The organism is Leptospira koniambonensis (genome assembly GCF_004769555.1).
Lineage (GTDB): Bacteria > Spirochaetota > Leptospiria > Leptospirales > Leptospiraceae > Leptospira_B > Leptospira_B koniambonensis.
This window is the reverse complement of sequence record NZ_RQFY01000001.1, coordinates 458587-482388: the sequence shown is the minus strand read 5'-3', so window position 1 is coordinate 482388 and position 23802 is coordinate 458587. Positions and strand designations below refer to the sequence as shown.

The following is a 23802-nucleotide window of genomic DNA, read 5'->3' as shown; positions in this document are numbered from 1 at the left end:
ATCTCCCGCCGGCCCTTGACCTTTGATATATTCTCACGTATGGTAAATACATCGAGATATAAAAGGGACTTAAAACATGACCAGCGCAGTAAAAATCGAAGCTGAAACAAACCGAGTTTTACCAAGAGAAATTTTTCCAAAAGAAAACATTCTCCACCACCATGAACTTAATTTTACCCGTAGGAAAATTTCCAAAGGAGAGATCTTATTCTCCCAAGGAGAACTAGCAAACGGATTTTATATAGTCGAGACCGGCTCCATCCGATCTTATCGAACTTCTGGTTCCGGAGAAAAACAGCATACATTCAAAATTTATCATCCAGGCAATTGGGTAGGGATCAGAGACGCTGCTATCGGCGGAAATTATCTTCATCATGCAGTCGCACTTGTTGAATCGACAGTTCTGTTTGTAGAAGAAGAAGAACTTCGCAGACTTCTAAACTCAGATTCTGAATTCCAAAATTCAGTATTTCGACAAGTGACTATCGAAGCTGTAGAATCTGAAAATAAGATCTATTCTTTAGGAACTCGTCAAGTTCACGCAAAACTTTCAGAATTTTTACTACAATTATCAGAATCACAAGACTCGGAAGAAGATCTTCCATTCACTCGTGAGATCATGGCATCCATGATCGGCGTGACTACTGAGACCTTGGTTCGTGCCTTAGCTGATTTTAAAAGCAGAGGTTGGGTGGAAATAGACAAAAGAAAAATAGTGATCAAAAATGAAGAGGCTCTTCTTCGTTTACTGGATTAAATATCCGGACCATTCCTAAATCGAAAATTACAGTTTTATAAAATGGTCCGGTATGATTTTCAAACCACTCTCGACTTTCAGGTAAATCGGGTCCAACTTAAAGGAGAACTTTTCATCCCAAGCCAGGCTGCGTTTTTAGCGATTCTGGTTTTGGATGAGAAGGACGACAAATTTGCAGATCGATTTTCTAAGATGCGAAACTTTCTGAATGAAAGGGGAGTGGCTACTCTTTTTCTAAAAGGTTTATTGACCCAAGAAGAAAGAGAGATCCACGCGAATCGTTCTGATATAGATCTTTTGTCTGATCGTCTTTTTGAGATCACTAAACAGATCAAAAATTTGGAAGGAGCGGACTCTTTGAAAATTTCTTATATAGGTTCTTCTGCAATTGCTGGTAGAATGTTCCGCGCTGCAGGAAGTTCTGATTCTCCTGTGGAAAGTCTGATACTGATAGGCAACGGGCTTCAAGAATATAGCGGCACGTTTTTGAATGCTTCTTTATTAAATATTTTAGGTGAGCTTGATTTTACAGGAAGAATTGTAAATCGTTCTGTTCTCTCTAAGATAGAGAGTTCTATCAAAAGAGTATATTTTGTGCCCGGGTCCCCCAGTCATTTTGAGGATAATACCAAATGGTTTATGGTATCAGAAGCAATCCAAAGATGGTATCTATTTCCTGAAAAAAGATCCAGGGAATTTTCCGAATTTTAAGATTTAATGATGGTGGTGGTGATGACCGCCTTCTTCCATTTTTTCTTCAGGCTCAGAATGATTATGAGTATGATTCATTCTGAATAACATTAAGGAGATGGAAAGAAGAATGATCGCAAAACCTGCGAGTTTGAGTTTATCCTTTCCGAATTTTGCTAAGATCATTCTGAATCCTAAACCAAATCCAAAAAGTAAAGGGAATGTCCCTAAAAAGAAGAAAAACATACTGAGCGCACCAAATGCAGGTGAGCCTGTTGCAAATGCCATCACGAATGCAGGATATAAGATCCCACAAGGTAAAAATCCAGTTAACATCCCAAATGTAAATCCGATCACTAAACGAGAGCCTGGACTTTTATTCTCTCTGGATTTTAGAAGTTTAGATCCAACCTTAGAAAATACCCTGGAGAAAAATCTATTTTGGGTCCAATCTTTTTGGAATAAAATTGAAACTCCAAAAAGAAGTATAAAAGCAGCTCCAAACCAAGCTGCAAATTCTTGAGCGGGAAGTAATATTGAAAGACTTTGATTTGTAACCTTCCCTAAAAATCCAAAACCTAATCCAATGGAAGTGTAAGATACCAGTCTTCCAAGGTTATACAATATTTGTAATAGAACAGGGCTTATCTTTTTGTCAGAAGGGGACAGCGTAAGATTTAAACTTCCGGCTAAGGGGCCGCACATTCCTAAGCAGTGGAAAGAACCTGTTAGTCCGTTTAAAAAAGATCCGAATAATATCGCGGATATCAGTTCCATAATAAACTCCTAATTCGATTTGTCCTGTTTGTCTTCTTCAAATAACATTCTGTATTTAGGGCCTTCAATGTCTTCGTATTGGCCCGACTTGAGATTGAGTAGGAATATGTAAAATGCTCCGAATGAGATCATGAGTGCGATCGGAATTGTGAGATACAAAGCGTTCATGTAAATACCCTATGTTTTAAAGAAATCGAATTTAATACTACTGTTAGGGAGCTTAATGTCATAAAACCAGCGCAGATCACAGGAAGCATTAATCCGCTTGCTGCGAGCGGGATCATTATAGAATTATAAACTAAAGAAAGGCAGATGTTTTGTAAAATTACCATTCTTGTTTTTCTAGCGATCAAAACTGATTTAGGAAGGGAATCTAATTTATCTTTTACTAGTATAATATCTGATTTATCCAAGGAAAGATCTGAACCCATTCCCATAGAAATTCCCAGATCTGCCTGAGCGATACATGCAGAGTCGTTGATCCCATCTCCAACCATAAGAACAATTTCTCCAGAAGATTGGGCACCTATGATCCTTTCTTTCTTTTGGATTGGTGTTAAATTTGCTTTGAAGTTTTGGATGCCTATTTCTTTGGAAAGTGTTTCTACCTTGGATGGAATATCTCCTGATAATATTTCCATATTAGAAAAAAATGATTTTAGTTCTTGGATAGATCCTTTTGCTTCTGCTCTAGCCTTATCTCTAAATTCCCAGGCAACTAATGGAATACCATTTTCGGAGAGATGGACCCACCCGTCGTTTTCAGGTTTATTTTCCCAGGCAAAACTTTTCTTGCCTATTCTGTAGATCTTGCCTTGGAATGTTGCCTCCATTCCTTCTCCTGGAATTTCTTTGTAGGAATTCCAACCGGAGAGACTGGCTGCAGACTTATCTGCAGTAGCATCTATCGAGATTTTTGCCGAAAATTGAGGAGACTCATTTGTGAATGCTTCTATAATAGATTTTGCAATTGGGTGAGAAGAGTTGGATTCTAATCTGATTGCGATCTCTCTGAACTTAGAAGGATTTTCTTCTAACGCGAAGTATTTTTCTGCGTTTAATTCTAATTTGCCTGTGGTTAAGGTTCCAGTTTTATCAAAGAAGATCCGATTTGCTTTCGCTAAAATTTCTACTGATTCTGGATTTTTGACAAGTACACCTTCTCTGGATTGAAGTAAATGGCTAATCACGAGTGCAGCCGGGACACTTAGTCCTAAGGCGCAGGGACAGGCAACGATTAGTACGCTGATCGTATTTAAGATTGCATCTTCAGTAGAATGGAAATTAAACCAATAGATAAATGTTCCGATCGCAACGAATAAAACCACTTTAATAAAAGCAGCAGCCAGTTTATCCGTGCTTCTTTGGATTTTTGGTTTTGTTAATAAAGAATCTTCTAATATTCTACCAATCTGTGCGAGAGAACTTTCGTTTGCATTTCCTTTGGCTCGGAATTTTACATCCGTAGAAAGTGAAACTGAACCTGCTTTGATCTCTGTTCCTAAGGACTTTCTGATTGGTTTACTTTCTCCTGTTAAAACAGATTCATCGAAAAATGCAATTTCAGATTCTAAGATCCCGTCTACTGGTGCCTTACTTCCTAAAGATAATCTGATAAAATCTCCTTTTTCGATAGAAGACGCCGAATGTTTGGACCAGATCCCTTTTTTGGAAACTTCATATTCTTCGGGGAGAAGAGAGAGTAATTCTCCTATTTTCGCTCCTGCTTTATAACGGATCATCGCCTCAAAGTATTTACCAAGAAGTATGAAGAAGTAGATGGTGCAGACTGAGTCGAAATAAACTTCTCCCTTACCGGAAATAGTTACGTATATACTGTAGAAGTAGGCGAGACTTACTCCTGCGAATAATAATGTGTCCATTCCAAGAAGTTTTCTCTTCCAGGATTCATAGGCTCCCTTCCAGAAAGGGTAACCTGAGTAAAAATAAACAGGAGTGGCAAATATCCAGGAAATATAATGGAATAAATTTTTAATATTGAATTCCATTCCTTCAAAATAGCCGGCATATAGACTTGCGGAGAAAAGCATGATATTTCCCCAGCAAAAGCCTGCGACTAACATTCGAATGCTCAATTCTTGGAATGGTTTCTCTACTTTGGACTCTGCTTTTAGTGGAGAATATAATTTGGCTTTATATCCAAGGCTTTCGATTGTTTTTATAATTTTTCCGAGTGTGATCTTAGAAAGATCAAATGCTACTTTGAGTCTTCCTGTACCGAAGTTGATCCTTGCCTCTTGGACACCTTCTGTTTTGGTAAGAACAGTTTCAATCAGCCATACACATGCAGAACAATGTAGGTTAGTGACCGTGATATATACATTTGTATCTTGGCCATTTTTCTTTTCTAAATATTCTAAATATACGGATTCATTATCAAATTCTTCCAAAGGATTTTTTTGAGCTTCTCTATCGATCGGTTCCAAGGATTGTGTTCCTCTGATCTGATAGAATTGGTCCAGTCCGTTCTCGAGTAATAGATGTGAGATCTCTGCGCATCCATTGCAGCAATATTCTTTTTCAGATCCTTGTTCTGTTCTGCGTATGGATACTCCTTCAATTTCAGTATTACAATGAAAACATAATGTTTTGTTTTCTAATACTTTCAATGTATTACCTTAATCGAAATCGTTTTTTCTAAGGTTCCTTCTGGAATTTTTGCAGAGACAGAAACTCTCCATTCTCCCGGGAAAGGAATAGTAAGTGCACCTTTGTATTTTCCTGGAGTTAATTCTTTTAAGACGATCGTCTCATTAAATTTTTCAGTAGCAGTTTTATCCAAGAGGACTTTGATCAGTGCACCTGTAATACTTTTTTGCCCATGTTTGAATTCCAGCAGTAGTTCTTGTTTTCCTGATTTGAGAAGTTTTGGATTTTGGATCCAATCTGCTTGGAGCCCATATCCTTCTTCTATCATTTTTCTTTGAGATAGAATGGACTGTTCATATTTAAGTCCTTTTTCGTAATAATTGGAATCGATTGCGGGAGTATGTCCTGCTAATGCAAGTCTTACGGTGAAAAATGTAGCAACGAATAATGTTATAAATGCGAACTTAATCACCCAAAATGCTCTTTTTAAACTAACGTCCATGGACTATCCTCTCATCATTTGGTAGTTTCCATCCGGATATAGAGACCGGAAGTAGGAATGGGATTGTTTCCGATTTGGAATATTCAAAATCCTGAATGTCTATTACTTTTAGCTTAATATCATGACTTCTTCTTTTGGCATCTTGTTCTGCTATTTTTAGTTCTATAAATAGTCTGTATCTTTCTTCTGAATTTCCTTTTAGTTCTACTGTGGCTTCTTCTGTCCCACCAATGAGTATTCTTCTTTCTCCTTGGAGATCCGAAGTTTCTATTTCAAATTTTAGAGTTCTATCTTTGGAGGTCAGATTTTGCATTTGTACTTCGTAGAAATTTCTAACGATCCCGTCCTGGACTACCATCGGTTGTATATTTCTATCTGGAAGAACAGAAAAGTAGAGGGGCACTCTGCTTGATAATAGGATCCCTATGGCAGAAATTGTAAGAATTAAAGAAAGCGCATAAACGATTGTTCTGGGACGGATCCAGCGGATTGGAGATCCTTTCTCGGAGATCTGGTTCTCTGACCAATAACCTATCAGTGATTTTTTATCTTCCTTAGCCATTTGTTTTGTGCATGCATCTGAACATTTTCCACATGCTATACACCAAGGATTGGCTCCATCTCTTATATCGATTCCAGTAGGACATACAACAAGACACATATTACAAGCAGTGCAATCCCCGATTTTAGTTTTTGCTTTTCTTCTAGGTTCTCCTCTTGTGTAATCATAGGTGATATTGACAGAATGATTGTCCATCATCACTGTTTGAAAACGTGCATAAGGACATCCGTATTTGCAGAATTGTTCCCGAATGAATGCTATATCTGCGTACATCGCGAACGTAAAGAATCCCAGAAATAAAAACCAAGTAGGAAAATCTAAATTAGGATTTTTGAAATATGAGAGCATTTGGTATGGATCTGAAAAGTAAGAGATCCAAGCAAAAGATGCTGCAAAACTAACTATGATCCAAATAATGTGAGTTAACGCTACTAAGGCGCGGTTTGCATCTTGTCTTCCATATTTGGAATCTTGGATCCTTCTTCCTATCCAATCGAAAATATCAGAGTAGATGGTTTGAGGGCAGGCCCATCCGCACCAAACTCTGCCGATTAATGTAGTAAAAAAGAAGAGGCAAAGTCCTGCGGCGATCAGGAATAAATGAAGAAAGTATCCTTCTTGAGGAATAAAAATATGACCGAATAGAAAAAACTTTCTATCCGGTATATCCAATCGGATAACTTGAAATCCATCCCAGTGAATCCAGGGAGTTATAAAAAAGAGAAGGACTAAGAATACCTGGACGTAATTTCTGGCGGTCCTTATCTTTCCTTGCATTGGCCTTGAAATGATCATTGCTCCTCCTTATGATTCTCTGTGACGGTTAACTTATTTGGAAGATTTTAGCTCCGGATTCCGGGAAGCCAACCAGGCAAGTACTTGGTAAACTTTTTCGGAACCTAATGAGTTCTCATGTGCAGGCATTGGTCCTCTTCCTAACTTAGTTCTTTCAACGGAAATTCCCTTCATTACAGTTGCATAAAGTTCTAGATCCGTATTTCCATGTAACCATTCTTTATCCATTAGATTCGGGCCTACTAAACCTTCTCCAGTCGGACCATGGCAGGCTACACAATAGGTTTGGAATGTTTTTTGTCCTACACTGATTGCATCTTGGTTCCCCCTGAAAGGATTGGATCCGTCAGTTGATTCAACTGCAACATTACGATTCGGAAAATCTTTTTCGTATTCTTGGATCTGGGCAGCGTAATACTCGCTTGTTCCCCAATCAGAAAATACGTGGAAATATACCGCGTAAAATCCTGCGAAAATAATACATCCTAGGAAAACCCATTTCCACCATTCAGGAAGAGGATTGTCTGCCTGTCTGATCCCGTCGAATTCCTTGTTTGGGTCGCTCATCTTAATCCTCCTCCAGCATTCTGAATTTAGGTTCTTCCATTCTTTCCTTTCTGGAACTTCTATATACGTATAAGATAATCGTAAATATGGAAAGCACCAGTATCGGAAGCCTTAATGATTTATAAATTTGTAATGTATCAAGATCCATATTGTACCTTACTGTAAACTTTTGGACAATTCGGCCGTATCTCTTCCTAATTTCAGCAGATAGGCGATAAGTGCATCTCCTGCCGTTTTACCCGCTAAAAGGGTAGAGGCAGAACTAATATCTTCCTCAGTATAAGGAACTCCTATCTTTTGGAGTCCTCTCATATGATCTGCGATCTTAGAAGCATCAATGATAGAAGATTCTTCGAATAACCAAGGATAAGCAGGCATGATGGAACCTTTTGCTGTATCTCTAGGGTTGATCAAATGTGTCTTATGCCATTCTGCAGAAGATTGGATCTGGGATTCATGAGCCAGATCCGGTCCTGTTCTTTTGGATCCCCATAAGAAAGGATGATCATAAACATATTCTCCCGCTTTAGAGTATCCATCTTTTCCGTAAGAATGCTGAGGATCAAAACGATCTACTTCCCATTTGAATGGACGAACCATCTGAGTGTGACAGTTATTACATCCTTCTTTCTGATAAACGTCTCTTCCTGCTAATTCTAACGCGTTATACGGCTTTACGTTTTGGATTGGTTCCGCAGTTTTCGTGAGAAAGAATGGTGGAACTAACTCAAATAATCCTCCGATCAAAATTGCGATCGTGGTGTAAAGCGTGAACTTAACTCCATGTTTTTCCCACTGATCGGTAAAACCGGAGAACCAATCCAATAATTTGTCAAACCAACTCATACTGTTTTCCCCTCTTTTAATCCGATCCTTGGATCAATTTCTTTAAACCCGGAGCCTGCGCTTTGAATTGTTCTGACTACGTTATAGATCATTAGAACAACTCCTGATAGATAGAGCGCTCCTCCGATCCCTCTAAACAATCTATATGGTTTTAAGGTTTCGGTGATCTGCACCCAGTTCGGAAATTTTAGAGAACCTGTTTCGTCTATTGCTCTCCACATAGATCCTTCGCTGATACCGGAGACCCACATAGACACGATATACAATAAGATACCGAGTGTTGCGATCCAGAAGTGAGTGTTTGCTAATCGTTCAGAGAATAGATTTGTATCCCATAATCTTGGAACTAAGTAGTAAATTGCAGCGAATGACATCATTCCCACCCAACCTAATGTTCCGCCATGAACATGACCTATGATCCAGTCAGTGTTATGACCTAAACCGCTTACTGCTCTTATGGAAAGAAGAGGACCCTCGAATGTGGACATACCGTAGAAGGTGAGTCCAACGAGTAACATCTTTAATGTAGCGTCTGTTTTGATCTTTTCTTTGGCCTGAGTGAGAGTTAAGAATCCATTTAACATTCCTCCCCAAGAAGGCATCCATAACATGATACTGAATACCATACCTGTTGTTTGTAACCAATCAGGAAGAGGAGAATAAAGTAGATGGTGAGGACCAGCCCAGATATACAGGAAGATCAAACTCCAGAAGTGAATGATGGAGAGTCTATGACTGTAGATTGGTTGTTTAATATGTTTAGGAAGATAATAATACATCATTCCTAAGAACGGAGTGGTAAGAACGAATGCGACCGCGTTATGACCATACCACCATTGGATGTTTGCATCATACACTCCAGAGTAAACGGAGTATGATTTGATCCAACTAACTGGAATAGAAAGATTATTAACTATAAATAATATTGGGATCGTTACCCAAGAAGCTATATAAAACCAGATTGCAGCATAGAGTTGTTTTTCCTGGCGAGTGAAGATGGTCCCGAAATAATTGATCAAGAACACCACAAACCAAACCACGATCAATAGATCCAATGGCCATTCTAACTCAGCATACTCTTTGGATTGGTTTAGTCCCAAAGGAAGAGTGATTGCAGCGGCTACAATCGAAAGGTTGTATAAGAATAAATGTAAATTGGAGAGTTTATCACTCCAAATTCTTACTCTACAAAGTCTTTGTACCGTATGATAGCCTGTTGCGAATACAATACTTAATGCAAATCCGAAAATTGCTGCATTTGTATGTAAAGGTCTTAGCCTACCAAAAGTGAAGTAAGGTCCGAAATTTAATTCGGGATACACCATTTGGAAAGCGATCCATACTCCCACAAGCATGGAAGCCAGACCCCAGACCAGTCCCGATATCAAAAATCCTTTGACGATCGTATCATTATATTTTTGTTCTGAAGAACTCATTCTTGATCTCTCCGGTTTTTCCGTGAAGGATAATTCCACATTTAGATTGGAATGTCGAAACGCAAGGAATCCGACTTCTTCTTCCCTCAAAACGGACTTGATAATTGTCAATTGGAGAGCGGAGAGTTAAGTGTGTTTGGAAATAAATTACTAGTTAATAAAAATTTAATATATTACGTAATCTGTGGGTGTGTTCGATTTTGAGAATTAAAATCCTTTGAACCTTTCGAATGATTCTCTTTCCAGAGATTCTCTATGATTTGGATGAGCAATTTGTGTAAGAAGTTTTGCTCTTTGTTTCAGATTTTTACCGTAAAGATCTGCAATGCCGTATTCAGTGATTACATAATGAACATGCGCTCTTGTGGTTGTTACGCTTGCGCCGGCCTGCAGAATCGGAACAATCCTTGATTTTCCATGAGAAGTCACGGAAGGAAGAGCAATGATCGGTTTTCCGCCTTCTGAAAGAGAAGCCCCTCGGATAAAATCCATCTGTCCTCCTACACCAGAATATTGTCTTGTCCCTATAGAATCAGCACATACTTGACCTGTAAGATCCACTTCAATTGCAGAATTGATCGCTGTTACTTTTGGGTTTTTGCGGATATTCGCAGTATCGTTTATATAACCGATATCTAAGAATACTACTTCTGGATTATCATCTACGAAATCGTACAGTTTTTTGGTTCCCATTACGAAACCTGTTACAATCTTTCCTGGATGGATCTTTTTATTTTTACCAGTGATAATTCCTTTTTCTACCAAAGAGATCACACCATCAGAAAACATCTCAGTATGAATCCCGAGATCTTTATGATTTTTTAAACAAGATAGAACTGCGTCAGGAATGGCTCCAATTCCCATTTGGAGAGTTGCTCCATCTTCTACAAGACCCGCAATATATTCTCCGATCTTAGTTTCTACTGGGTCTGGTTCCGTATGTAGGGCCTCGAGTAATGGAATATTACCTTCTACTAATTTATGGATTTTGTTTATATGAATGATCCCGTCCCCGTGGGTTCTGGGCATGAATCTATTTACTTGAGCAATTACAATATTTGCAGAATCCACTGCTGCCTTACTTGTATCTACTGAAACTCCCAAGGAACAAAATCCATGTTTGTCGGGAGGAGAAACTGTGATGAGCGCCACATCCAATGGAAGTATCTTTTTTCTGAATAGAGAAGGACATTCGCTTAAAAAAATTGGAAGATAATCAGCTCTTCCTTCTTTTACAGCTTCTCTCATATTTGCACCTACAAATAGCGCGTTTGTATGAAAAGAAGACTCCATTCCTTTTTGTGCATACGGAACTTCTCCTTCTGTATGGATATGGACCATTTCAATATTTTGTAATTCGGATGCTCTATCGCTCAATGCTTCAATTAGAAGTTTTGGAGCAGCATATACACTGTGGATGAAAACTCTTTGATCGTTTTTGATCTCTGAAACCGCTTCTTTCGGCGAAACAAAATGTAAATCCATATCGGAATGATTTTTAGATTTTTACTAAGCATAAGTCAAGGGACAAAATTAAGTAGAATGTATTGATATTTCTTAGGTTTTGCATTTTGAGCGATTATAAGAAGAAGGTCCGCTGGATCCAAAAGATCCCTAGAATAAGGGAGAATTTTGGTACTTCTATTTATTTACTGAATGCTTATTTGGAATATTAAAAAGGTTTATAAATCCGGAATGGTCTGAAGAATCAGTGTAGATGGTTTCGATTTTCTCTCAAAAATTCCAAGGAGTTTTACTGATCTCAATCCTAATTTTTAGTATGGGTTGTGTGCCTGAATCTTCGAAGAAAAAACCAAGAGTAGAAAATGGAATATTAGACCTAAGCAAAGATTGGGACTTCGGAAAGGAAGAACCTCTAAGTATAGAAGGTGATTGGGCATTTTATTGGTCCCAATTATTTTCTGAGATCAAAAATCCTTTAAAAACTGATCTGGATCCTTCTCAAAAACCAAAAGAACAGATCAAATTCGGAGATGTTCCGAATGTTTGGAATGAATATAAAGATCAAAAGTATCCTGGTTTTGGATATGCAACGTATAAAATACTTGTTCGTTTAAAAAAACCAGAAACGGATATGGCGATCAAGATGTTGGAGGCCTCCACATCTTATACACTTTATGTAAATGGAAAAAAGGTGATTTCCAGTGGAGTAGTTGGGAAAACTCCAGAGACAAGCAAACCTTTATATAGACCTGGAGTTAGTGAGATATTTGATCTTGGAACAGAGAATGAAATTGCAATAGAGATCTCGAATTTTTCCCATTTTAAAGGAGGTCCTTGGGCAAAGATCTTTATAGGAAAAAGAAAAGATCTGGTTATCGTGCGACAAGGTAACGTTAGGTTAGATCTTTTTGTAGGCGGGGGACTTTTTGTTTTAGGTCTCTATCACCTAAGCTTATTTGCATTCTTAAGAAGAGAAACTTCTACACTATATTATGGAATTCTAACAATTTGTTCTACCATTCGTATTTTGATCACTGGAGAAAGAATATTATATTCTATATTTCCAAGCTTTGACTTTGAATGGGGATATAGATTAGAATTGATATCCAGCTTTTTGATCGCCATATTCTTTCCATTATTTATTCGAACCTTATATCCGGACGAGATAAACAAAAAAATTATTCGGTTCTTAATTAGTATTGTTGTTGGACTTTCTGTCATTGTATTAGTAACTCCTCTGGTTATCTATTCCAAGACAATCTCTGTTTTTGGGATTTTAGTTTCTATTGCTTGCGTTTATCTAGTATACGTTTTTTGGAAAGCGATGCGAAATAAGAAGTTAGGAGCTGACGTTGGCTTATTCTTCTTTCTTCTATTTTTTGCGGTAGTAACCAATGATATTCTGTATGCGAATATGATCATAAATACTGCATACTTCTCATCCTATGGAATAGCTTCCTTCTTTGTGGCGCAGGCGTTTATGGTCTCTCAAAGATTTACAAGTGCATATAAACTTTCAGAAAAATTAGCCTATGATCTAAAAGATTCTAACCAAAGATTGATCTCTTTGGACAAACTGAAGGATGAATTTTTAGCAAATACTTCTCACGAATTAAGAACTCCTTTGCAAGGGATTATAGGAATTGCAGATTCTTTGAAAAGAGGAGTAGGCGGTCCGCTGACCCAATCTGTGGAGAGGCAATTGGGAATGATTGTCACGAGTGGACAAAGGCTTTCTAGTTTAGTAAATGATATTATAGATTTTTCTAAATTAAAACATAAGGATTTAAATCTAAATTTAAGAGCAGTTGATCTATACCAAGCAGTGAATTTTACATTGGAATTGAATCGGATCTCTACAGACCAAACTAAGATCCGATTGGTGAATGCGATCTTACCTGAATTTCCTGATCTACTCGCAGATGAGAATAGGCTTCAGCAGATCCTGCAAAACTTAGTGAGTAATGCGATCAAATTTACAGAAAAGGGAGAGATCGTAGTTAGTGCTAAGATCAAGGCACTTGGGATCGCAGAGATCAGTGTTTCAGATACGGGGATCGGAATAGATCCTGCAGAACACCAAAAAGTATTCGAATTTTTTGAACAGGTAGATAGAGGGGATTCTAAAAATAGCTCAGGTGCAGGGCTTGGACTTTCAATCAGCAGGGCATTGGTTGTATTACACGGAGGAGAAATTGGAGTAGAATCCAGCCCAGGATTAGGCTCTCGTTTCTATTTTACGATCCCGCTCGTATCCGGAAAAATCCTAAGATCGGAAGGAAAAGAATTAAAAAATTATAAAGAAGGAAATCATCCAAGTTCTACTATAACTCTTCAGAATGAACCTTCGGATTCGGAGAAAAATGCTCGGATCTTGGTAGTGGACGATGAGCCTGTGAACTTGCAGGTAATTCAAAACTATCTCTCTTTACGAAATATTTCTTCAGTCACTGCAAAAAGTGGAATGGAAGCTTTGGAAATATTACAAAAAGATAAGGCGTTTGATGTTGTTATTTTAGATGTGATGATGCCTAAGATGTCCGGTTTAGATACTGCCAGAGAGATCCGTAAAACACTTAGTACATTGGAGCTTCCTATCTTAATGTTGACTGCTAAAAACCAGGACAAGGATCTGATGGCCGCTTTGAATAATGGAGCAAATGATTATCTGCTTAAACCTTTCGATTTCGAAGAGTTGATCTTAAGGATCAATAATTTGCTCGCTCTGGCGGATGGTCATAAAAGCCGTTTGAACCAAGAAAATGAGAAGAGAGAAGCTGTAAATAATGTAAGGCAGAGGATCAATATTGACTTACATGACCACTTAGGCGGAAAACTCACAGATCTAAAGTTTTTGTCAGAAGAATTGCTCTCCCAAAACAAAGAAGACAAACCAATCTTCAAAAAGATCAATGAGGCAGTGAATCAATCTATTCACATTTTGAGAGAGCAGATGTTGAAGATAGAAGACTTAGGGTTATTATCCGAGAATTTTATCACAGGGATCAATTTAGTCTTACTCAGAAGATATTCAGATGTGGAAAGGGACTTGGAGTTTGAATGCCAAGAAGAACTGCTTCAATTTTTTGAAGAAGAAAGAAAGGAAACTTCTATCATTGAACTTTATAGTATTGTAAATGAGATCACAAATAATGATCTAAAATATGGACAAGGTGTGGCCAAATGGAATTTCTATTTGGAGAATGGAGATCTGATCACAGAAATGAATGTGGAATCTTCTTATCATTTGAATAAACATAAAACAGGAAGAGGAACAGAAAATCTGATCTATAGGATCTCTGGCCTGGGTGGAAAAGTGGAGATGTCCTTAGTTGAAAATATATATAAAATAAAAATAAATATCCCGATCGGAAATTTTTCCGTAAAATAAAAAAGGTGTGAATACGATCATGAAAAATTCAGATATCAAAGTAGGAATCGTAGAAAACGACGAAAGTTTTAAGGATCAGATCTTAAAAACTTTGGAATCTATTCCTGAGATAGGTGGAGTGTTCCATTGGGAATCCGCAGAATCTTTTTGGGAAGACGAGAAAGGTAGAGCCTTAGATATTATTTTTCTGGATATCATGTTGGCTGAAATGAATGGAGTAGAGCTTGCAGGGAAAATTTCTGCAAGAGATCCTGAGATATCCAAAATTATGCTCTCCAATATGAATTCGGACGAATTAATTTATGAATCCTTAAAGAATGGTGCTATCGGTTATATTTTAAAATCTGAATTAAAAGATATCGCTGATGTAGTGGATACGGTTCTTAAAGGAGGAGCGATCATTACTCCTACGATCGCTTTCCGTGTATTAAATAGTTTTAAACAAAAGGATTATTCGGGAGAGTTTAAACTGACTCCTAAAGAAAAACAGATCCTGGATGAAATGGTAAAAGGAAAAACAATCGGAAGAGTGGCCGAATTCCTAAAAGTCAGTAAATATACAGTCCAGCATCATGTTAAGAATATATACAAAAAACTGAATGTGCATAATAGAGCTGAATTAGTAAGAAAGGCGAGTGATATAGGATTATTGCCTTAACTAGGCTCGTCCTATTCTCTTTTTAAACGCCTAAATTAGTCAGTTCGTCTAAAAATGCCACGGCAAAAGTTCCTGTGCCAGAAGACTTTTCTGCGGCTTTAGAACCTGCGATTGCAAAAATAGCAGATGCAGAAATTGCGGCTTGTAATGGGTCCTTTTGAACACCTAAGAAGGAAGCAATCAATGCTCCTAAGGAACATCCAACTCCAGTCACCTTGGTCATTAAGATATGACCTCCTGGAACTGCGATTGTCTCTTTTCCGTCTGTGATATAATCTACTTCTCCGCTGACAGCAATTACAGATCCTGTGCTCGTCGCTAATTTTTTTGCAAGGGGTAGAGCATCAGAAGAAAAAGCAGTAGAATCCACACCTTTTCCTCCGCCTACAGCACCAGCTAAAGCTAAGATTTCTGAAGCGTTTCCTCTAATCACGGTTGGTTTATGCTGTAAAAGGTCTTTCGCAATTTCAGTTCTGTATCTAAGAGCGCCTACTGCAACTGGATCTAAAACCCAAGGAGTTCCAGCTCTATGAGCAGCGATTGCGGCTGACTTCATTGCTTTGGCATCAAAGCTATTGATGGTCCCAACGTTAATCAGCATTCCACCTGCAATTGTAGCGAAATCAGAAACTTCTTCTTCCGCTATGACCATAGCAGGAGAAGCTCCGGCTGCCAGAAGGACATTCGCTGTCCAGTTTGTGACTACTATATTAGTAAGCACATGAGTAAGTGGCGCATGTTTACGAATATCTGCAAGATCCGATACGATCTCCGGGGAAGGCCAGGTTTTTTGGGGAATATTTGAATCTAACATACCTACAATGTATAATAGTTTGGATTCCCTTAAAAAGTCGATCTATTACTCAAGGACTCATGGGCATAGGTCGGCAACTTAACACTTAACTTAATATTTTTTGCGAATTTTTTTGAAATCGTAAGACATAGTGTAGGGATTTTTTATAAGATCCGTCTATATTTATAACCACTTTTATCTAGTTTCATTAGGGAGGAATAATGAAAGGAAGGATAGCCGGCATCAATGAGAAGTCGAATAAAATGATTATACTTACCGAGCATGGATATACATTCGGAATTGGTAATGTAGAATATATGCAATTAGATCATCTAATCACTGGTGAATTGAGAAGTAGTGGAACTGAGATCCTAACCAATATGACTTCTGGTGACGATTTTGTTTTGGATATAGAGGCATACGATTGTTCTAAAGAGATCGCTCTTACTCTATTGAACGCTGAATAATATTTTAACTCTCTTTTTGTTTTTCTAATAATTGCGAATAACGTAAAAATCCGAAGCCGGCCTTGCCCGACTTCGGAGAAGAAAATTATCTTCCGTATTTTGCAGTCAATTTTCCTTCAGCAAGTTTTAGGGAATTGATGTAAAATCCGACTAACGCTCCAGAAGCTTCACCATCTAAATCGATCTTATCCTTTAATGCGAATACCTTGAATATATAACGGTGAGGTTTGTCTCCCTTAGGTGGGCATGGTCCGCCATATCCAGGTTTACCAAAATCAGTTCTACCTTGGACTGCACCTGCAGGAAGAGGTCCTTTATCATTTCCAGCTTTTGCAGGAAGGCTAGTGACAGTCGCAGGAATATTGATCACAGTCCAATGCCACCATCCGCTTCCGGTAGGAGCATCCGGATCATAAGCAGTCACAGCAAAAAACTTTGTTTCTTTAGGAGCGCCTGACCATTGTAAGTCTGGAGAGTTATTTTCTCCGGAACATCCGAATCCAGAAAACACATGAGTGTTGGTGATTGTTCCTCCTTCTTTGAGGGCGGAGCTAGTGACTTTTAAGTCACCGGCAAAGGCGGATCCAGCAAAGAATAAAACACAAAGTAATATACCGTTTTGAAACGATAGGAATCTCTTCATAAAACCTCCGAGTTCTTAGCGATGTAGAATAACATCGGAAATCTAAGTATGCATCCCAAATTTACGAAAAAAGAGGTCTTATGTCCGGACCCGATCAAGGATTGTGCCGTTCCGATCACGACTTGCTTCTCTTCTTAGCATTGTAGGAGAATATCCGAATCTATCCCTGAAACGGACTGCGAATCTGGAGGCTGAATCGTATCCTACCTCTCTTGCGATCTCTCCTATACTCCGATCTGTTGCCTGCAATAGAGAAAGAGCAAATGACATTCTGACATCGATCAGTATCTCTGAAAAAGAAGATAGTTCAGAGGAAAGTCTTCTTCTCAATGTTGCCTCGCTCATCTCCAAACGATCTGCAATTTCGATGGCAGACCAGTCTTTCGCAGGATTTGCACTCAAAAAAGATCGGACCTTCCCAGAAATATTATCAGTAGAAGGTATCTTAAACTTTCTACCATATTCTCCGAGCCAGATCAATATCTCAGTCGCTTTGTGGATCGCGACCTGGTCGGAGATTATTTTGTCTGTGGTGATAGATTCTCTTGCGAGTTGAAATGCATCTGAAAATCCAGAAGTTATATTAGAAAAAATGAATGCTGGTTCGATTTCTTTCAAATCTTGGAGATTTGGTTTGTAATTTCGGATCACGTTTGGATGGAATGCGATCCATGCAGCCTCAAATTCTCCATTATCCGGTCGATTGATCACGTCGAATGCCTGGCCTCCTGCAATTGCAACAGCCTCTCCCGATTTGATATCCAATTCCAGATCATTCTGTTTTATGCTTTTGATCCCTTTTTTGACGAACACGAGTGTGGGAAGATCTGTAACTACTCTGGAAAGGTATAATTCTCGTCTTTGGATCACTGTGGCCGAGAGTCCGACCCCTTCTCTGGATATGATGGAACGTTTCATAGGTTATAGTTTCCGAGTTCGTTATTAGACTGTCTCCTCCGAAATGACTGAAAAGGATTTTGTTTTATTTGTCTATCCAAGCCTAAAAACAAGGTTTTAAGTCAATAAATCATATAAAATTTCTGTTTAGATGAACTGCTTCGATCAGAGTTAATCTTACTCTTCACCTTCTTGTACATTATACAGATTTGTAAGTAAGTTAAATCTCTTTGTGGATAATTTCTTTCATCATTCTTCTTCTGTTTTTATTAATTTCCCAAAAGAATAAAAAAGTATTTCCCAATTTTGTTACTTATCGAATACCAACAGGAACGAATGTTTCGATCTTTCTTAGTACATTTGATTTGTTTAATATACTTATCATCTATTAAAATATATTAAACAGAGTTATTTCGACATCTGAATCCCTTTATTCGTTTAAAACGATAAATAAACGTAAAGGATCGAACCATTCGGCTAATCAGGAGTTTTAATATGGCTGAAAACAGCATTCCACAACATTCTTTGGGAGATAACGCAGCTCGCAAGCTTGCAAATACAACTAAAACAAATGCACAATATGATTTAATCACTCCTCGATGGTTAGTTCGTTTATTGGATTGGAAACCTTTAGAGTCCGGAACGTTAAGAGTGAATAAAGTAAAGGACAATACTTCGGTAGAAGTTCTTTGCGGACAGAAAGACGAACAACCTCTTCCTGAAACTTTCGTAGACTACGAAGAAAAACCTAGAGAATATACGTTAAGTGCGATATCCACTGTGCTGGATGTTCATACTAGAGTTTCCGACTTATTCAGCACTCCTCACGATCAGATCCAGGAACAACTAAGACTAACTATCGAGAGTGTGAAAGAACGCCAAGAGAATGAGCTAATCAATAATGAAGATTATGGTCTATTGAAGAATGTTCCTAAAAAACAAAGGATCCAAACTAGAAAAGGAGCTCCTACACCAGACGATCTGGACGAACTCATTTCTAAAGTTTGGAAAGAACCTTCTTTCTTCTTAGCTCATCCATTGGCAGTTGCTGCTTTCGGTAGAGAATGTACTCGCAGGGGAGTTCCACCAGCTACAGTTTCTCTTTTTGGAGCACAGTTCCTAACTTGGAGAGGACTTCCTATTATTCCTACTGATAAACTTTTAGTAGGAGGAGAGACCGCGCCTAAGGCTCCCGGTGGGACAACCAACATTCTACTCTTAAGAGTTGGTGAAAAGAAACAAGGTGTGATTGGTCTATACCAACCAGGTTTACCTGGAGAACAAACTCCTGGTCTATCTGTTCGTTTTATGGGGATCAATCGTTCTGCAATCGGCTCTTATTTGATCTCTCTTTATTGCTCTGCTGCTGTTCTGACCGACGATGCGATCGCTGTTTTAGAGAACGTGGATGTAGGCAATTATTATGAGTACAAATGATTTTTCTCCGGAATATCCCGGAGAATTTTCCTGGAAGGATTCACCTCCCGTAGATCCTAACTTGATTGCAGAATGGTCTAAGAATTTTTTCGGACCTCTTTCAAGTGGATCTAACGTGGACGAATTGGTTCTTTCTTCTTCCAAAATCCCAAATGAGATTCCTGCAGATAGCCAAGGAATTATCTCTCAGGCAGAATCTGCTTCTAAAGTGAATTCATGGACTTCTAGTTCTGGGGCTGGATATACAAGGGTTCCTGATCTAGGATTGTCCGGTGTTGGAGTTCCTACATTCCCTGGAGGATTGAATGTCCCAGGTTCCGGACAAGGTTTACCTAGGCAGAATTCTCCATTTTCTTTTTTGGATGAATTCAGGTCTTTTGAATCGCAAGCCCAGAATATCCAAATTTCTGATCCGTTTAGTTTTAGCCCAAGTTTAGTTCCTTCTGTAGATATTTCTTCAGGAAATTTCGATCTGAGTTATGCCAGAAAAGATTTTCCCATCTTAGAAGAGAGGGTAAATGGTCGAAATTTAGTTTGGTTGGATAATGCAGCCACCACTCATAAACCTCAGGCAGTAATCGATCGACTTTCCTACTTTTACAAACATGAGAATTCCAATATTCATAGGGGAGCTCATACTCTTGCGGCAAGAGCGACTGACGCATACGAGGCTGCAAGGGAGAAGGTAAAGGGTTTTCTAAATTCTTCTTCGACCGAGGAGATCGTATTTGTTAGAGGTGCTACTGAGGCGATCAATCTAGTCGCCCAAACCTGGGGAAGACAGAATATAGGAAAGGATGATGAGATTCTTATTTCTTGGTTAGAACATCATGCTAATATTGTTCCTTGGCAGATGTTATGCTCAGAGAAGGGAGCTAAACTAAAGGTAATTCCAGTAGACGAAACAGGACAGATCATTCTAAGCGAATACCAAAGATTACTAACTCCTAAGACTCGTATAGTTGCATTCACCCAAGTTTCGAATGCATTAGGAACTGTAACTCCGGCTGGGGCAATGATAGAATTGGCACATAAACAAGGCGCCAAGGTATTATTGGACGGGGCCCAAGCAGTCTCACATATGCCTGTGGATGTGCAAGCACTGGATTGCGACTTTTATGTATTCTCTGGTCATAAGGTTTTTGCTCCAACTGGGATCGGGGTTTTATTCGGTAAGAAAGAAATTTTGGACCAAATGACTCCTTGGCAAGGTGGAGGAAATATGATCCAAGATGTTACTTTCGAAAGAACAGTGTATCAACCAGCCCCTTTTCGTTTCGAAGCTGGAACTGGTAATATCGCGGATGCAGTAGGATTAGGTGCAGCAATCGATTATCTAAATAAATTCGGAATGATCCGTATTGCAGAATATGAACATTCTCTTTTGGAATATGGGACAAAGGAACTTAAAAAAATTCCTGGTCTGAAAATGATCGGAACTGCACCTGATAAGGCTGGGGTATTATCTTTCGTGTTGGAAGGTTTTAAAACAGAAGACGTAGGAAGATATTTAGCCCAGGAAGGAATTGCAGTAAGATCAGGACACCACTGTGCACAACCTATCTTAAGAAGATTCGGATTAGAAAGTACTGTAAGACCTTCTTTAGCATTTTATAATACTTGCGAAGATATAGATGCTCTTATCCGGGCTCTTTACGATCTGAAAGGTGGAAGGACTTCCGGCCCTCTTTGAGGGTCGGATCCGAAAACAAGCTTCGATCAATATTCTTCAAATAGAAAAATCGATCACATTGTCCAGTTCTTTGGAATTCCTGACCCGGATCTCATTTTTCTGATACACTACAGAATAAGGAGGAACACTTTGTGTGAGCCAAGTATTTCCTCCTATGATACTATTTCTTCCGATCACAGTATCTCCACCTAATATAGTAGCCCCTGCATAGATAATCGTATTTTCTTCAATTGTAGGATGCCTTTTAATACTTGCTAGGTCTTTACTTACAGAAAGAGCTCCTAAAGTAACTCCTTGGTAGATTTTAACATTATCCGCAATTTCGGAAGTCCCACCGATTACGATCCCGGTTCCATGGTCCATAAAAAATGATTTTCCGATCTTAGCTCCAGGATGAATATCAATCCCTGTTTTTTCGTGAGCATATTCACTTAGCATTCTTGGAAAAATTGGAATTCTTAAACGATGTAATACATGTGCAACTCTGTGAACTGCAATCGCATAAAAGCCAGAGTAGGCGAGTATCACTTCTTTTACACTTTCTGCAGCAGGATCTCCTTCATAGGCAGCGATTGCGTCCTTCCAGATTAGATCATAAAGTAAGGGTAATTCTTTTTTAAGTTCTGAAAGAACCCAATTGATCTCAGGACCATTGGACCCTACAAGATACGGTTGTAACTTCTTCTTTGCATCTAGTAGAAAACGGGAGATACTATCTTCTACCTGAGTTCGATCTCTAAAGTTAAGATCTGAGAAAAATCCTGCAAAAAGAATATCGAATAGTTCTTGGACGAATTGCCCTGCAACCTGTCTTCCTCCATAACGATGAGGATCTTCATTCTGTTTTTTGAATATAGAATCTAGGAAATTACGGTATATATCTTCCAGTCCTGGATCGATTTGAGGTGTTCCGTTTGTTTCATGGATTCCCATAGTATTCTCCTGATAGATTTCTTTTACGGAATTGAATCTGCTATAATAGATATATTTTGAGTATATTTCCATAAAATCCATAATTATTTTAATATATTAAATATAATTCTGCTTTAATTGTATGTTTAAGATCCTACTGTTTAGTTATATAGGTTCTATGCTTAATATATTTATCTCTTTTGTACATTTGATTTCGTTTTATTGGATTTTTTGCGTGTTATGATGGAAATCCTTTCGAGACTTTTGTAATTCAGGGTTCTCGGGAGGAACAGAAATGCATAGAGGTTTGGTCCGAAATAAGTATTCGATATTTATAATATTCTTATTATTCGTTTTTGGGAGCGGAGAAGTTTTGGCAGTTGATGGATTATACTTCAACGCGATCAATTCCAGATATTTAGGTCTTGCTGGCGCGGGTTACGCACTTGGAGGTTCTCCGGTAGATGTGGCCTTAAATCCTGCTAATTTATCTTTGGTTAAAGGCAAAAAATTGGAATTTGGTTTGGGCGCTTCTCTTATCCAAAACAGATACAGGGACCGTTTCCAAGATCCGAATCCGGAACTCGTCTATGAGAATGATAAATCGACTAACGTGGTTGGTCCAGGTCCTTATATCGCTTTTAAACTTCCTGTGACTGAAACGATCAATTATGGAGTTACATTCTATGTTCCAGGAGGAGCTTCAGGAGGAGTAGATAAGATCACAAGAAATACTCCTACTGGAGAAACTGTGAACCAATGGGCAGATATTAATATGCCCGGGCCACTTGGAAATTCTAAGCAGATCAAAGAATCTAACTCTAATACATTCGCAGTTTTTAAACTGGTGAACGGCCTCTCCGTTAAGTTTGGTAATTTATCATTGGGTGGAAGTGTAGAGCTTGCTTATGGAACCCAGAAATTGAATCAAAAATATTATGATATAACTGGTAATATCGAGATCCCTGGCCAAGGTTATTATTATGAAAGTTCTAAAAATGCTTTCGCTTTAGGTGGGATACTCGGAGCAAATTATTCTTTTTCGGATTATTTCCGGATTGCATATGCTTACCAATCTCACGTTGGAATTCCTTTGAATGGTGGATACAATGTAGGAACAAACGATCCAAACTATTATCGTAAGACAGGTGTTTCTTATACTTTTGATTTGCCAGAAAAACATGTATTAGGATTTGCATTCGGGCCTGAAAATCTGAAATTCGCATTAGATTTTGTATATACCAATTACGGTTCTTATTTAAGAAAAGCCAATCAAACCTTAGAAGATCCATGGCTTCCTACTCCTTTAGGAAAAACAGGCTCTGCGGATGCACATTTGAATTTCAGAGATCAGTGGGCGGTAATTTTAGGAATAGAGTATAAGGCTTCTCCTTCTTGGATATTGAGGGGCGGATATTCCTATAATTCTCCATTAGTAAAAAGTAATGCTTTGGGAGGAACTACTGGCGGATTTTTCTCTCTAACTGATATTGTTTCTGCAGGTTTCAGTTATTTATTTGACAGTTGGAGTTTAGATATAGCTGTAAGTTATAATATTCCTAGAAAAACCATAGAAGGTGGAAAAGGAACAGACTGGGATCTTTCTCATGCAGTGGGAAGCGTGGGTAACGCGAACTTAACTGGTTATTCCTATAATGCAAGAGCAGGTATACCATCTTTTAGTATTGGCGCTGTGAAAACTTTCGATTGATATAAAGTCAATAGAGCCAGTTTTGCCGGCTTTTAAAGAAAGGTAAATTTGCCTAGGACCTATAGATTCTTTCTTAAGAAGAATTTAAGTCCTTCTAAGTTTTTTCGGCTTAATAGACGAAATTTCTCAGTTGTTGGAATACAGAACCTGAGTGAGCTCTTATATAAAGAGCGTAGCTGCTGGTTAATATACTC

The 23802-nt window shown here is 38.4% G+C and carries 22 protein-coding genes; 8 read left to right on the top strand and 14 right to left on the bottom strand.

All coding sequences use genetic code 11. The annotated features are described in order from the left end of the window. Positions 1–76: 76 nt before the first annotated feature. A complete protein-coding gene (locus EHQ52_RS02215) occupies positions 77–757 on the top strand; it encodes a Crp/Fnr family transcriptional regulator (protein WP_135613656.1) in 681 nt (226 codons plus the stop codon). A 42-nt stretch (positions 758–799) separates the two neighbouring features. After that, positions 800–1468: a dienelactone hydrolase gene (locus tag EHQ52_RS02210; protein ID WP_135613655.1), complete on the top strand. Its 669-nt coding sequence runs from the start codon at positions 800–802 to the stop codon at positions 1466–1468. Positions 1469–1471: 3 nt separating this feature from the next. On the opposite strand, the gene EHQ52_RS02205 is transcribed toward EHQ52_RS02210, so the two are convergent. The 10 genes from EHQ52_RS02205 to EHQ52_RS02160 all read right to left on the bottom strand — a co-directional run bounded on the left by EHQ52_RS02205 (position 1472) and on the right by EHQ52_RS02160 (position 11027). After that, positions 1472–2224, bottom strand: a complete 753-nt coding sequence (locus EHQ52_RS02205) for a sulfite exporter TauE/SafE family protein (RefSeq protein ID WP_135613654.1) — start codon at positions 2222–2224, stop codon at positions 1472–1474. Between the two features lie 9 nt (positions 2225–2233). Next, positions 2234–2392 carry a cbb3-type cytochrome oxidase assembly protein CcoS gene (gene ccoS, locus EHQ52_RS02200; RefSeq protein WP_135613653.1) on the bottom strand — a complete coding sequence of 53 codons (159 nt, stop codon included), beginning with the start codon at positions 2390–2392 and terminating at the stop codon, positions 2234–2236. Continuing rightward, positions 2389–4854, bottom strand: a complete 2466-nt coding sequence (locus tag EHQ52_RS02195; RefSeq protein WP_135613652.1) for a heavy metal translocating P-type ATPase — start codon at positions 4852–4854, stop codon at positions 2389–2391. The genes ccoS and EHQ52_RS02195 overlap by 4 nt, the downstream gene beginning before the upstream one ends. Then, on the bottom strand, positions 4851–5336 hold the full coding sequence (locus EHQ52_RS02190) for a FixH family protein (RefSeq protein ID WP_135613651.1): 486 nt from the start codon (positions 5334–5336) through the stop codon (positions 4851–4853). Before EHQ52_RS02190 ends, EHQ52_RS02195 begins: the two co-directional genes overlap by 4 nt. Beyond that, positions 5326–6693: a cytochrome c oxidase accessory protein CcoG gene (ccoG, locus tag EHQ52_RS02185; RefSeq protein WP_135613650.1), complete on the bottom strand. Its 1368-nt coding sequence runs from the start codon at positions 6691–6693 to the stop codon at positions 5326–5328. The genes EHQ52_RS02190 and ccoG overlap by 11 nt, the downstream gene beginning before the upstream one ends. A gap of 33 nt (positions 6694–6726) precedes the next feature. Continuing rightward, positions 6727–7260 carry a cbb3-type cytochrome c oxidase N-terminal domain-containing protein gene (locus tag EHQ52_RS02180; RefSeq protein ID WP_135613649.1) on the bottom strand — a complete coding sequence of 178 codons (534 nt, stop codon included), beginning with the start codon at positions 7258–7260 and terminating at the stop codon, positions 6727–6729. A 1-nt stretch (position 7261) separates the two neighbouring features. After that, complete coding sequence (locus EHQ52_RS02175) at positions 7262–7408, bottom strand: cbb3-type cytochrome c oxidase subunit 3 (RefSeq protein ID WP_135613648.1); 147 nt, start codon at positions 7406–7408, stop codon at positions 7262–7264. Positions 7409–7416: 8 nt separating this feature from the next. Continuing rightward, positions 7417–8106, bottom strand: a complete 690-nt coding sequence (gene ccoO / locus EHQ52_RS02170) for a cytochrome-c oxidase, cbb3-type subunit II (RefSeq protein ID WP_135613647.1) — start codon at positions 8104–8106, stop codon at positions 7417–7419. Next, positions 8103–9542, bottom strand: coding sequence for a cytochrome-c oxidase, cbb3-type subunit I (ccoN, locus tag EHQ52_RS02165; RefSeq protein WP_135613646.1), 1440 nt, complete (start codon positions 9540–9542; stop codon positions 8103–8105). Before ccoN ends, ccoO begins: the two co-directional genes overlap by 4 nt. A gap of 207 nt (positions 9543–9749) precedes the next feature. After that, a complete protein-coding gene (locus tag EHQ52_RS02160; RefSeq protein ID WP_135613645.1) occupies positions 9750–11027 on the bottom strand; it encodes an acetyl-CoA hydrolase/transferase family protein in 1278 nt (425 codons plus the stop codon). A gap of 232 nt (positions 11028–11259) precedes the next feature. Here EHQ52_RS02160 and EHQ52_RS02155 point away from each other — a divergent pair, with 232 nt between their 5' ends. Both EHQ52_RS02155 and EHQ52_RS02150 read left to right on the top strand, forming a co-directional pair. Further along, positions 11260–14397, top strand: a complete 3138-nt coding sequence (locus EHQ52_RS02155) for a response regulator (protein ID WP_135613644.1) — start codon at positions 11260–11262, stop codon at positions 14395–14397. 19 nt (positions 14398–14416) lie between these two features. Next, positions 14417–15055: a LuxR C-terminal-related transcriptional regulator gene (locus tag EHQ52_RS02150; RefSeq protein ID WP_135613643.1), complete on the top strand. Its 639-nt coding sequence runs from the start codon at positions 14417–14419 to the stop codon at positions 15053–15055. Between the two features lie 22 nt (positions 15056–15077). Here the strand turns inward: EHQ52_RS02150 and thiM are convergent, their stop codons facing one another. Beyond that, positions 15078–15869: a hydroxyethylthiazole kinase gene (gene thiM / locus EHQ52_RS02145; protein WP_135613642.1), complete on the bottom strand. Its 792-nt coding sequence runs from the start codon at positions 15867–15869 to the stop codon at positions 15078–15080. Positions 15870–16069: 200 nt separating this feature from the next. On the opposite strand from thiM, the gene EHQ52_RS02140 reads away from it, so the two are divergent. Continuing rightward, positions 16070–16315: a hypothetical protein gene (locus EHQ52_RS02140; RefSeq protein ID WP_135613641.1), complete on the top strand. Its 246-nt coding sequence runs from the start codon at positions 16070–16072 to the stop codon at positions 16313–16315. A gap of 85 nt (positions 16316–16400) precedes the next feature. Here EHQ52_RS02140 and EHQ52_RS02135 read toward each other — a convergent pair whose 3' ends face one another. Together EHQ52_RS02135 and EHQ52_RS02130 are read right to left on the bottom strand one after the other, a co-directional pair. After that, the gene (locus EHQ52_RS02135) at positions 16401–16958 is read right to left on the bottom strand and encodes a YbhB/YbcL family Raf kinase inhibitor-like protein (RefSeq protein ID WP_135613640.1); all 558 of its coding nucleotides are present in this window, start codon (positions 16956–16958) and stop codon (positions 16401–16403) included. Between the two features lie 78 nt (positions 16959–17036). After that, positions 17037–17876, bottom strand: coding sequence for an AraC family transcriptional regulator (locus EHQ52_RS02130; protein WP_135613639.1), 840 nt, complete (start codon positions 17874–17876; stop codon positions 17037–17039). A gap of 474 nt (positions 17877–18350) precedes the next feature. On the opposite strand from EHQ52_RS02130, the gene EHQ52_RS02125 reads away from it, so the two are divergent. Continuing rightward, positions 18351–19292, top strand: coding sequence for a family 2A encapsulin nanocompartment shell protein (locus EHQ52_RS02125; RefSeq protein WP_135613638.1), 942 nt, complete (start codon positions 18351–18353; stop codon positions 19290–19292). Then, on the top strand, positions 19279–20985 hold the full coding sequence (locus EHQ52_RS02120; protein WP_135613637.1) for a family 2A encapsulin nanocompartment cargo protein cysteine desulfurase: 1707 nt from the start codon (positions 19279–19281) through the stop codon (positions 20983–20985). Before EHQ52_RS02125 ends, EHQ52_RS02120 begins: the two co-directional genes overlap by 14 nt. 36 nt (positions 20986–21021) lie before the next feature. Here EHQ52_RS02120 and epsC read toward each other — a convergent pair whose 3' ends face one another. Further along, the gene (gene epsC / locus EHQ52_RS02115) at positions 21022–21918 is read right to left on the bottom strand and encodes a serine O-acetyltransferase EpsC (protein ID WP_135613636.1); all 897 of its coding nucleotides are present in this window, start codon (positions 21916–21918) and stop codon (positions 21022–21024) included. Positions 21919–22192: 274 nt separating this feature from the next. Here epsC and EHQ52_RS02110 point away from each other — a divergent pair, with 274 nt between their 5' ends. Then, complete coding sequence (locus EHQ52_RS02110) at positions 22193–23608, top strand: OmpP1/FadL family transporter (RefSeq protein WP_135613635.1); 1416 nt, start codon at positions 22193–22195, stop codon at positions 23606–23608. Positions 23609–23802: the final 194 nt, after the last annotated feature.